This is a genomic window from Candidatus Nitrohelix vancouverensis, assembly GCA_015698305.1.
Taxonomy (GTDB): domain Bacteria; phylum Nitrospinota; class Nitrospinia; order Nitrospinales; family VA-1; genus Nitrohelix; species Nitrohelix vancouverensis.
The window spans coordinates 210042-222327 of record CP048620.1; the positions used below are offsets into that span (position 1 = coordinate 210042).

Below are 12286 nucleotides of genomic sequence, written 5' to 3' on the forward strand. Positions count from 1 at the left end.
ATCGCCATGAAGTAAATATCCCTCTTTATAATCCGTCTAGAAACTTTCTCTCCCGCAGCTCTTTAGCTACCTCGCGAAAATAGTTTTCATTCGGATGATCATAACTGGAAAAGAACTGGCGCTCTCTGAATTTTTTTCGATGATCAATCACATTTGCTTCAGGCACCATCTCCAGACTCGCAGAAAAAATATCGTCGACCACGCTTGGACGATCCGTTTCATAGACAGGGGGAATCAAAAAAACCAGTTTTCTTTTTGAATCCTCAACAAGATCGATCAACTCATTCATCAGTCTCGCAATTTCCACCTCATCTCCATTTTTAATATCCCGGGCGCTCGGAGTCAACGCATTGCTATTAATTGTCAATCCACGACCTTCTCCGGAGTTCGAACTTCCATCGAACCGATAGCTCAATGTGCGTTCACGATCACAAAAACTTTGGATCAACTTCTTTTCACCCTCCGACCGAGACATTCTGATCTGTTTCAAATGTCCCTTCAACCCCATATTTTTATCTTGCGCCCCTTCCGGGAATCCGCTGGAGTTTTCCTCCCAGAGTCTTTTCTCCGTCTGACACACCCCGTAATCCATCAACAGATACCGCGGACTTCCTCTCGACAATAGGTCGTAGAGTCCAGAAATAAACGCCTTCCAATCTTTATTGAATTTAAAGATCATCCAGTAATTCATGAACTTCAACTCAATACGTTTCAGGAAATTTTTTTCATTTTTAATCTGATAGATGCGCGCTATATCCTTTGGGAGCTCCTCTCCATAATTAATGATATATCTTCCGTTATCGTTGTTTGGCGTCGTGATGGCGACTATCACCAGCTCCGTAGGTAATTTCTTCAGATCTTTCAAGCGCTGAAGATAATCGCGAGTCTCCGGTAAAGCCAAATCAGCGTACCAATAATTAAAAAACAGATGTTCAGGCACGCTCTCATCAAGCGCCATGGTATTAAAATACTGAATCTGGTGATTACCCATCAAACCGATCTTAGGCGGAATATGGGTTTCGACATAACCCAATTTTATCGACGCTCTGCCCAGGCGGGATAAGGCTGGCCCCGTGACAACGACCGTCTCTTTACCATGACTCAACAGATTAGCCGAATCCTTGCGCACATCATGAGTTCGAAAAGAAACCAGCAACTCAAAGCTCATCAACAGACAAAATGTTCCCAGGAATAGATAAAAACGGCTATAGGATCGTTCCATTACGCCAGAACCTGATCATTTCGATTAAAAAACAAAATATATAAACGTGCGTCCATATGAAAAAAACAATACAGCTATAAAAGCGAGCGCCGCCCACAAATAGGGGCTGTCAAAAAACCAATGTTTTTCATGGTTGAACAGCCAGCGATTTTCTCTCATTGAAAAAGTCCAAAGTGCAATCATTCCAAGCAACCCCCACTTACTCGCATTCACAATTGCGGGAGCATCCAGATTCCAATCCAGTAAATTCCCCATCAAGCTGAAATAGCCCATTATATCAAGATAAAACAGTGGCCAGCCAAAACTGACGATAACAAATGTAATGGCAATTTGCAGGGGCTTCCACATTGCATCCCAGGCCGGACGCGTCAAATGATAAACAATCACCCAAAGCGAATGATAGATACCCCAGGCCATAAAATTTAATCCAGCTCCATGCCACACGCCCACCGCAAAAAAAACGATCAAGATATTACGAATATAGCAACGATTCCCACCCAGCCGCAGATAAACATAATCCCGAAGCCAAAACGAAAGCGTCGTATGCCAGCGACGCCAGAATTCTTTAGGGCTCGTCGATAAATAAGGCTCATGAAAATTACGGGGAAGGTTGATAGACATGAACTGTCCCAAACCGATCGCAATTAAGGAATAGGCCCAGAAATCATAATAAATAACAAAAGAATAACTGAAAATACTGAACAAGTTGTCCTGAAGATGGATAGCCTGCTCCGCCTTAACCACCTTTTGCTGGATGGTGAGTAAAATGTCGGCAAAGAAAATTTTGGCAAAAAGACCATATGATATAAACTTGGCTCCTGAAGAAAAATCGGCAGGAATCTTACCTTTTTGATCCAACCGTTCCAGTTGGCTACAAATCTGGTCGTATCTTAAAATGGGGCCCGCTATCAATTGTGGGAAAAATGAAATGAACGCGCAGAATTGCAACAGGTTCTTTTCTGGCTTGAGTCTCCCGTCATAAACATCGATTAAATACCCAATAATTTGAAAAGTGTAAAAACTGATTCCGGCGGGCATGCTGATCGACAAAATAAAATACAAGCTGCTCCGAACGTCCTCAGCGCCGGTTAATGTCAACGAAAAATCCAGATATTTAAATAAATAAAGCGCCGCCAAGGGAGGAACGACGGCAAACCAAGCCACCCATTTTCGTTTTTGTATCTGAGGGGCTATGAAATAGGCCCAGACAGAACTCGCAACCAATAACAACAACGGCAACATCCCTGATGCGCCATAAAACAACAACGAAAAACCTAAAACAACAACGATACGGAGCCTTGGTGCAACCAGAAAAAATATACAAACACAGGACGGAAGAAACAAGAAAATGAAAATATCCGAACTAAAATTCATCTGTATTTTAGCCAGTTAGATTGCGAAATGGGTTAGGAGGGAAACTAACTGCATTAGGAGAAATTCAGACAAATTTAGCGGCTTCCATTTCAAAAACCTATACCATTACTCCTGCGCGAAGTCAAGAAACGCGTATTATAGAAGACACGCTGAACGCAATACATTCCACAACAGATCCCCAAACAAAGCCAACTAACCCAACTCCTAAATTTTGCCCGCAAATACAGGGTAGCTTTACTATACACATTTATATATGCTATTATTTTAAGCTGAAATTTTACATTAACGATCTTCCGTATCGCCACAAATGGCAAAGCCTACTCAAACCACCGCCCATTTAACAAACCACCGCCGTTCTGTAAACCCTGAAGAAAGAGAACAAGCGAATGGTCACAGAGGCGTTATAGTCTGGTTCACCGGTTTTTCCAACTCAGGAAAATCCACCCTAGCCAACAAGATTGACCAAATTTTGTTCCAACAGGGCTGCAAGTCCATTGTGCTAGACGGGGACAACGTTCGCTACGGGATTAATTCGGATCTTGGATTTTCCCGGAAAGACCGAAAGGAAAATATACGCCGAGTTGGCGAAGTCGCAAAGTTGTTCGTATCTTCCGGCATGATCACCTTGACCGCCTGCATTTCACCCTACCAGGACGACCGTGAAAAGGTAAGGCGTCTGGTTCAGGAAGATCAATTTTTCGAAATTTACTGCAAGTGTCCAATCGAAAAGTGTGAAGAAAGAGATTCCAAAGGCATTTACAAAAAAGCGCGGGCTGGCCTTATCAAAAATTTTACCGGAATTTCAGCCCCCTATGAACCTCCAGTCAACCCCGACCTGATATTGGAAACCAACCATGATTCTCTGGAAGTTTGTACGCATAAAACGCTACGACTTTTGGAGACGGGAAATGTATTTCTTGAATCAAATAAAATCCCTCGCCATAAAAATACTATTTAGCGCGGCAATTAAACGCCGCAAACCCCTCTAATAATTTGCTTTTGCAATAATAGGTTATTGAAAGATTCTTCGAACTTAAGATATTCTTAGGTGCAAATTTTGATTCCTGCCCATCCTTAAAGAAAAGTGAACATCGTCCTCAATGAAAATAGATTTTCTACAAGTTGGCTTTCACAAATGCGGAACTTCTTTTATAAATACTAATATTTATGATATTCACCCTGAAATTCACTGCGTGCATGCCAATGAAAATTTAGAATTAGAACGTTTGTTGCTCATGAAATTTATTTTACAGGATGGTCTGGAATACAACTCCGCGCGTTTTGAAAAGGCATTTAATGTGATAGGCGCCAATTTACTCAGTGAGCAGGCTCATGCTATTAATGGCCTGAATTTTGGTCCCTTACTATTCATGTACCGACGACGGTTTGACCGTAAAGTAATTATTGAACGGATTCGCAATTTTTTCGGAGAGGTTAAAGTAATTACCTGCATCAGAAACCAGTCCACCTGGTTGACGGGCCATTATTCTCATTACCTTAAAAGCGGCGGGTTATTGGCCTTCGATGATTTTCTCGAGTCTTTTTTTCACAACCCTTATCTATATAAACACGAAATCAATTGGTTGCCGTCCGTTGCCCTGTTACACGAACTCTTTGGCAAAGATCGTGTTTTAGTCTGCCTCTATGAAGAGTTAAATGATGCTCCGCAACGATTCACCGATAAGATAACGGGGTTTCTTGAAACTCAGCCTCTCGCCGTCAACCCCGAAAAAGTAAATCCATCGATGACTCGATTTGGAATGTTTTTAAAAAGAATGTCGAACCATCTTGTGAGATACGACGAAGGCGAGTCTGATTATGCTTTCAAGAGGGATTTATATGAAGCGAACCCATCCTATCTGGCTAGGGCCAAACAAAAATTTATCTACAGTTTTTACAAAAATGCCACTATTAGATTAAGTCAAAAAGGAGGGGAATTGTTTGGAGGAAATATAAAAATTAAATTGAAAGCTTCTCAACTGAAAAAGATAAAAATGGAGTATGGCAAGGACAATATGGAATTGTCAAAATTGCTGGATATCGACCTGGGAAAATACGGTTATTATTAGCTCTTGAATGATCATATCCACAAAATTTAATCTGAACCAATCTGAATCTGTCCGGGCCAGAACGAAAGGCCAGACGATATTCGCCCCTGAGCATCAAACAATCAAACAGGCAACGTCTCCAAAATTTTTGAAATCGCTTCCGAGTCCAGCCAATGAGAATTTTCAACGCTTGAATACGAAAAGTTTTCCACAACCTTCCCTCCCTTCAATTGCCACTCGTTCAACTGATACCATTCATAATCCGGAAGAATCACAAAAAAATCATCGTATTCATATGTGTGGCGGGAATCAAATTCGCTTATCAAGGTTTCATGTAGTTTCTCCCCAGGACGGATTCCAACGACTTCCAGCCGACATTCAGGGGCAATCGCTTTCGCAAGATCCACCACCCTCATACTCGGCAGTTTGGGAACAAAGACTTCGCCGCCCAACATTCGATCCATAGACCTCAATATAAATTGAACGCTTTGACGAAGAGAAATCCAGAATCGCGTCATCCGCTCATCTGTGACCGGCAAGGTTCCCGTTTTTCGTTTCTCAAGGAAAATGGGAACCACGCTACCCCGGCTTCCAACCACATTGCCATAGCGCACAATACTGAACTGGGTTTTCCCTTCAGAGTAGGCGTTCCCAGCCAGAAAAATCTTGTCGGCGCACAGTTTCGTCGCCCCATACAAATTGACCGGGTTGACCGCCTTATCCGTGCTCAGAGCCACCACTTTCTGGACTCCCGCTTCCACGGCACAATCAATCACATTCTGTGCTCCCAGAATATTGGTCTTTACAGCTTCGAATGGATTGTACTCCGCCGAACTCACGTGCTTGATCGCCGCCGCATGGATGATGTAATCCACATTAGCGCAGGCGCGCTTCAAACTGTCTTTATCGCGAACATCTCCCAAAATAAACTGAACATTTTTCTGAGAAAATAGTTTAGCCATATCAAACTGTTTCATTTCATCCCGGCTGAAAATAATCAACTTTTGGGGAGGAAAATTGCTTTGAAGGTACTCTGTAAGCTCATGGCCCAAAGAACCGCTTCCACCTGTGACCAAAATGGTTTTATCTGAAAAATTAGATGCCATAAGCCGTTCGCCTCGATGTCAATTGAAAGGAAGCAAGGTTAAAGTCCTCGAACCACCCTACTCTGACCCCACCTATCCGCATATTTAACATTCGCCTCCTTTATAGCCGCTTCTTTATTCATACCCTCGTCTCTTGCCTCAAGGTACCATTGAAGATAGGAACCGACCCGTTGGCTGGCCATTCCATCACGATAAGGATCAAACCGCTCTATAACCGGCGATGCGTCGCCAAGCTCAGGGTGAGCTTCCGGCTCCTCCATGAACGCTTCGATTGCGGCCTTCAACGAAGCGTGATCTCCAAAAATGCACCGACCCGGGCCAAGGGAATGCAAGGTTGTGTATGCCTGTAACGGTCCCTGTTCCAATCGTTCGTAATCCAGGTAAATGATCCTCGCTCCTTTCAACGCCGCCGTAACCACCGCCGAATACGAACCCAAGCCAATTGAAAAATCCGCCGAATGCGCCGCATCTCCTGGGGACGCCGTTCCATCGATCATATGAACGCGCCCAGTGACTTGAGCCTCCTGCAGGAGATCATCCAGATTTTGCGCTTTAGCTCGCGTAAAGATTCTCCCTCCTTTACTTTTAATCAACAAACCTATGGAGGAATCCTCTTTAACCCAATTCAGAAAAAATTTGTAAAATTCCGGCGTCGGCGTTGACGTATCGAATAAAGCCAGAATACATTTTACGCCATTCTTCTTCATTTCAATAGCCGCGCTTGACGCCTTTTCTCGAGCCTCCAAATTTGAGTGATCGTTGATAAAACATCCCGAAAGCAATAAATTTGGGGACGCCGCTTGCGAATCCAGATAAATCTGCGCGTCATGATCGCCCCAGATGAAAAAGACTTCATGAGCCGGCGATAAATCGCACACTCCATTAACGCTCGACCAGTGTATTCCAAGCCGGATCGCGTCTATTCTATTCGCCGCCAAAGAAAGAAAGTCGATCCCGACTTCCTGGTGATGAAAGACGGCTTTGACGTTCAACTCCTTCAAATACTGAGCGGCCTCGAAAGACATGATCTCTTGCGCGCTGAGAATCGAATAGATGGATTGCGAAATCTTTTCTGTGCATAGAGAACGCAATAACATCTTGATTGCAAAACAAACATTTCGAAAATACGCCGACAACGGCCATTGCCCTCTTGGTTGCATCATAATTTCAGGATGGTCGCCCAAATATTCAGCATTCATCGCTCGGGACGAAATACCGAGTTCAGAGGTAACTTGATATCGTTCCCGCGTGGGTTGAATATCAGCGCGGTCATAAAGATAGACGACTCGTTCGGGGGGAACCGAACTGTTTCTCCACCAGAACAGATCATCCAACATCATCGCCGTCATGCCTTTGATATCCCACGCCGCGCCAGTCGCTATACAGCCGGGAGACTCTCGCCTTTTCATCTCACCGCCCAGCAAACAAAATAGCGTCTCCTGAAACAAGCGCTTCAAACTCAAAAAAAGCGCCCCCCATATATACATAGTCGATTTATTGAAAGCCTGCTGTTCGTAAAGCGGAACATCCAGACCAGGACAACCAGCGACATCAACCATTTCAACCAAGGAAGCGTAGGGAGACAGAATGACAATCATTTCCTTTGGAACACCTTCTTCCACAACATGGATTTCAGCCGCTTTTCTGAGATACATGAGCTTTGCCAGCCACAGCGTCCATGCTTTCGTAACGTTAGAAGTCAGCGCCTCTTGTCGGTAACGATCGACCATCGGGAAAATCTTTTTCACTTTCCGCTGGATAAGCCCCCATTGCTTCCGGCAGGCTTGCGAGACAAGGAATAAAATCTCCCACTGCTTTCCATAAGGAGAGTCTACAAAATTAACATCGGTCATCTTCGCCGGGGGTTCCGCAAACACGCCAACGCGAGCGAGAAGACGCGCGCTCTTCAACCCCAGAGAGGAACTACTCAGATAACGAATCTTTAAAGGTCCCTTTGAAACACGCAAGCACACAAGAGGCCACAAAGACGATATCTTCAACTCTTGAGTCAAAACCAGCGTGAAGCGCGTGTTTTGTGATTGTTCAGAGGTGATCAAGATAACGTCTTTCAAAACCCGCGCGTTAGGATTAAACCAATTTCGGGACGGGATTTATTAAAATAAGAGGAATAAAATTACTTTAGAAAAGCGCGAATGATTCTCAAGCCGACGGGGCCGCTTTTTTCCGGGTGAAACTGACAGCCAACAAGGTTTCCCTTGAAGATCGCCGCAGAAATCCTCTCCCCGTTATAATCAATGTCGGCCAGTCGGTTCGCTTCGAACTGAGGAATCGCCTGATATGAATGAACAAAATACATATCATCTCCCGGTTCATTGTCGCATAAAACCGTTTGAGTCCAATCGGGAGACAATTGAGGTAAGCGCAAAGAACTCCAACCAATATGAGGGATTTTCGCAACTTGACCATCGGAATTTAATTTTGGGATCGCAACTACGGCGCCGGGGATCAAACCCAGACCTTCACGGCGTTCGAACTCACTACTGAAATCCAGCATCAATTGCATCCCCAGGCAAATCCCAAGAAAAGGGCGATCTTTGTTAGCATATTCCAGAATTGGCTCGACCAACTCTTTACGAATCAAGCCGTCCATACCCTCGCCAAAGGCCCCCACGCCCGGAAGAACCAGCCTGTCAGCGTCGAGGATTTGCCGAGGGTGATCGACCAGTTCAACCTCCGCGTCGAATTTCTCAAAGGCGCGGCAAACGCTCAACAAATTCCCCAAGCCAAAATCAATGACGGAAACTCGCTTCATATCCGGTTCACAACCGATCTTACGCCAAGGCCCTGCTTTGACGCATAGCATCGAACATCCGAAACCGACAATTTGCCATAATGTAAAACATGAGCCATCGCAACCGCATCGGCTCCACCCCCACAAACCACATCCCGCAAATCCTCCAGACGCCCCATTCCTCCGCTCGCAATCACAGGAACCGAGACGGCGCGGGAGACCGCCTTGACCAGATCAACGTCGAATCCTTTACAAGTCCCTTCCCGGTCCACCGAGGTCAAAAGAATTTCACCCGCCCCCAGTTCGACGCCCTTCACCGCCCACTGAACCGCATCCAGTCCAGTATGCTCGCGACCGTTTTCGCAATAAGCCTCCCAGGAATCCCCGGCGTTCATCTTTGCCTGAATCGACAAAACGATGCACTGAGAACCAAACTTTCTTGAGGCTTCGGCAATCAATCCCGGCTCTTGAATAGCCGCGGTATTGATCGCTACCTTATCTGCTCCAGAGCGCAGGGCCGTTTCAACATCCTGCAAATTCCGCAACCCACCCCCGACCGTCATCGGCACAAATATATCCCGAGTGGCTTGCCGAATGATATCAAACAAACTGTTCCGGCCGTACAAACTGGCGACATTGTCCGTGTATAAAATTTCATCAATACCACTATCGTAATATTTTTTTGCAAACACATTGGGGTCGCCGATTTTACGCACCCCTTCCAACTGAACGCCCTTGATCAAATGGGAACCTTTGATGTCAAGGCGGGCTATTAATCTGAGATCTGCCATCAAAAAGGAATCAATCTAGGCGGATACAGGCCTTCAGCCTAAAAAAAGCCTGTACGATTAGAATTAAGTGTATATCGCATGACCACGCATCGGTACGCTTTTCCAGGAAGGCGCACCCTACAGTAGAAGCGACAATCGATTTTTACATACATGCAAGGGGAGGATCAATTAAAAACATCCTGAGGCTTCCAGTTTTCAAGTCAGCCTTGTTGATTTTACGACGACAAGCAATGAGCGTTTGCTTCAACTCGCCTTTCATCCTTTTTATTCCTGCTCCAATGACCTTGAGTTTGATATAATTTGCCCTTGTTCGCGTACCTATCTGCTGAATACGGTTGACGTGGATTCTATAAAAAAAAACTGGAACCGCCTTCTCGCGAACGAAACCGTCTCCGCCTGTTGTATTAAAGTAACAAGGAAGCGATCCTTGCTCTACGCCGATCTAAAAATCAGCAACAATCTTCCGCCATGTTATTTAATTCATTCGAATATATATTCGCTTTCCTTCCTCTGACATTTTTCGCATATTTTTATTTTGCAGGCCGAATCAACTTTCCCGCCGCGAAATGCACGCTGGTTTTTGCATCTTTATTTTTCTATAGCTGGTGGAATATCGCCTATCTCCCACTTTTACTTTTTTCGGTATTATTCAACTTTGGCGTCAGTGTTTACTTATCAAGTTCAAGCGACAAACTCTTTCGCAAGCTATCTCTCATCATTGGGATTTCAGGGAATCTCACTCTGCTCGGATACTTCAAATACGCCGATTTTTTCCTTCAGACCGGGAATCTGATATTCCAAACCCGATTTGCTGAGTTGAATCTGTTGCTCCCTTTAGCGATCAGTTTTTTCACATTTCAACAAATCGCTTTCCTTGTGGACTGCTACCGAAATGAAACGATCACGGGAAATTTTCTCGATTATTGCCTGTTTGTCACTTTCTTCCCTCAGCTCATTGCTGGACCCATCGTTCACCACAAAGAAATGATGCCGCAGTTCGCCGCTCTCGAAAACAGAGGGCCTCACTATAAGAATATTGCGACCGGAATTTTTGTCTTCGTTTTAGGCTTGTTTAAAAAAGTGGTGATTGCAGACACCTTTGCGACCTGGGCGACGCCGGGATTCGATCAATCCTCCACCCTGACCTTCCTCGAAGGCTGGGCGACTTCGCTCTCCTACACATTCCAGCTTTACTTTGATTTTAGCGGATACACAGACATGGCGCTGGGCGCGGCGCTGTTATTCAACATCCGTCTGCCCATCAATTTCAATTCACCCTATAAGGCGTTGGATATCGCCGACTTTTGGCGACGATGGCATATGACGCTGGGCCGATTTTTCAAAGATTATGTTTACATACCTCTGGGAGGCAACCGACACAGCGCGCCAATCACCCTGCGTAACCTGCTCATCACTTTTTTTCTTGTCGGCTTGTGGCACGGACAGGAATGGATGTTTGTTTTTTGGGGACTGCTCCATGGAGCGGCGATGGTCGTTCACCGGATGTGGAAAAAGCTGAACTCCCCTCTTCCCGGTTTTCTCGCCTGGTTTATCACCTTCAACTTCATCAATATCTCCTGGGTATTTTTTCGAGCCACCTCATGGCCAGACGCTATGAAAGTTCTGAAAGCGATGTTTGGATTCAATGGAATCGATTTCTCTCATTTTGAATATTTCCCGGAAATCGGCGTCGCAGTTTATGGAGTCCTTCTTCTTTCAATTTTCTACACAGTGACGTTGACAAAGAACTCAAATTCTTTTTATGAAAACTTTTCTTACACTCCAAAAATGCTATTGATATTTTTCGCACTGTTTTCCATTTCCTACATCAATATCAGCCAGACTTCTGAATTTTTATATTTTAGGTTCTGATTATGAACGAAAAAAAATTCACTCTCTGGATTCTTGGAATCATTTTGATCACGCCGTTAATCCTTTTCAGTTTTAACCGCTTTGTCGTTTCCTGGCTGGACCCCTTGCCCAAGGGAATTCGAGACGTCGACGTTCCGCTTTACAGTAATATGTACCTGACGCCAAACTACAACGGAGTGTCATACCGTTTCAATATTCACAGAGGCGCAAAACATATTCACTTTTCCAGCAATTCGCTGGGCCTGAGAAGTCCCGAACTCACCGAAGACAAAGACCTTATTTTATTCAGCGGCGACTCAACCCTCTTTGGCTCCAATCTCAATGATGAAGAGACGGTCCCACAACTACTGCAAAATTTATTCAATCATAAGTACGAGTTCATAAACGCAGGAATCCCTGGCAAAGCGATCCCCCACAATTTACTCACATTAAAAGATTTCGTGAAAAAAACTCAGGGCGATCCCAAAATAAAAATACGCTATTTTGTCAACTGGATTAAAGAAGGCGACTTTGAATTTCCACGCGATCTGCAGGATGTGCAAATGAGAGCAGAGAAGAATAACTTGTCGTTCAAACGAAAGATGATGGTTCGCTTTCCAATGCTGACCTCGCTGGCCACGACTCTCATCAATCCGGACCGGTTGTTTCCGATTCGCCATTCGTTTAAAAATTTTTTCGTGGACAAAAAGAATTTCCGCTTTCAATCAACTGAAAACGAAACGATACAACAACTGCAAGTGGATAGTATCTTCGAAAGGAATCTGGAGTATTTCAGGGAGATGACTCAAATTTGCAACGATCATCACATTCGAATGATAAACGTGATCGCAACCAGCGGCTACCAGGATATCGTTTATCCAGACAGTTACTCCGACCAGCTTGAATCTGTTTTAATAAACGCAGGGGTTACGAAAATAATCAAACTCAAAGATATCTACAACTCCAACCCGGAGCTACTCCCGTCCATCGCCTACTGGGACAACGATTTCGACCATTTCACGCTTCCCGCCGCCCGTGAAATCGCCAGACATCTTTATAATTTTTTCAAGCAGGACGGTCTTAAGGAGTGAGCAACCCCGGCGCGCCCAAAATGAGGGTGCGTTGCAATCGAAAATAATTCT

General features: G+C 44.7%; 10 protein-coding genes. 4 read left to right on the forward strand and 6 right to left on the reverse strand.

Annotation, left to right across the window (positions count from 1 at the left end; all coding sequences use genetic code 11):
- Positions 1-25: 25 nt before the first annotated feature.
- Positions 26-1033, reverse strand: coding sequence for a hypothetical protein (locus G3M78_01040; GenBank protein QPJ64062.1), 1008 nt, complete (start codon positions 1031-1033; stop codon positions 26-28).
- Between the two features lie 213 nt (positions 1034-1246).
- Positions 1247-2596 (reverse strand): MBOAT family protein, encoded by a 1350-nt coding sequence (locus G3M78_01045; protein ID QPJ64063.1) that lies wholly within the window; start codon positions 2594-2596, stop codon positions 1247-1249.
- Between the two features lie 307 nt (positions 2597-2903).
- Here G3M78_01045 and cysC point away from each other — a divergent pair, with 307 nt between their 5' ends.
- Positions 2904-3554, forward strand: a complete 651-nt coding sequence (gene cysC / locus G3M78_01050; GenBank protein QPJ64064.1) for an adenylyl-sulfate kinase — start codon at positions 2904-2906, stop codon at positions 3552-3554.
- A 142-nt stretch (positions 3555-3696) separates the two neighbouring features.
- Entirely contained in the window at positions 3697-4665 is a 969-nt protein-coding gene (locus G3M78_01055; GenBank protein QPJ64065.1) for a hypothetical protein, read from the forward strand.
- Positions 4666-4766: 101 nt separating this feature from the next.
- Here G3M78_01055 and pseB read toward each other — a convergent pair whose 3' ends face one another.
- The 4 genes from pseB to hisF all read right to left on the reverse strand — a co-directional run bounded on the left by pseB (position 4767) and on the right by hisF (position 9293).
- Positions 4767-5750 carry a UDP-N-acetylglucosamine 4,6-dehydratase (inverting) gene (gene pseB, locus G3M78_01060; GenBank protein QPJ64066.1) on the reverse strand — a complete coding sequence of 328 codons (984 nt, stop codon included), beginning with the start codon at positions 5748-5750 and terminating at the stop codon, positions 4767-4769.
- A gap of 38 nt (positions 5751-5788) precedes the next feature.
- Positions 5789-7822, reverse strand: coding sequence for a hypothetical protein (locus G3M78_01065; protein QPJ64067.1), 2034 nt, complete (start codon positions 7820-7822; stop codon positions 5789-5791).
- A gap of 62 nt (positions 7823-7884) precedes the next feature.
- On the reverse strand, positions 7885-8523 hold the full coding sequence (hisH, locus tag G3M78_01070) for an imidazole glycerol phosphate synthase subunit HisH (GenBank protein QPJ64068.1): 639 nt from the start codon (positions 8521-8523) through the stop codon (positions 7885-7887).
- The gene (gene hisF / locus G3M78_01075) at positions 8520-9293 is read right to left on the reverse strand and encodes an imidazole glycerol phosphate synthase subunit HisF (GenBank protein QPJ64069.1); all 774 of its coding nucleotides are present in this window, start codon (positions 9291-9293) and stop codon (positions 8520-8522) included. The genes hisH and hisF overlap by 4 nt, the downstream gene beginning before the upstream one ends.
- Positions 9294-9761: 468 nt before the next feature.
- On the opposite strand from hisF, the gene G3M78_01080 reads away from it, so the two are divergent.
- On the forward strand, positions 9762-11165 hold the full coding sequence (locus G3M78_01080; GenBank protein QPJ64070.1) for an MBOAT family protein: 1404 nt from the start codon (positions 9762-9764) through the stop codon (positions 11163-11165).
- A gap of 2 nt (positions 11166-11167) precedes the next feature.
- Positions 11168-12235, forward strand: coding sequence for a hypothetical protein (locus G3M78_01085; protein ID QPJ64071.1), 1068 nt, complete (start codon positions 11168-11170; stop codon positions 12233-12235).
- Positions 12236-12286 lie beyond the last annotated feature (51 nt).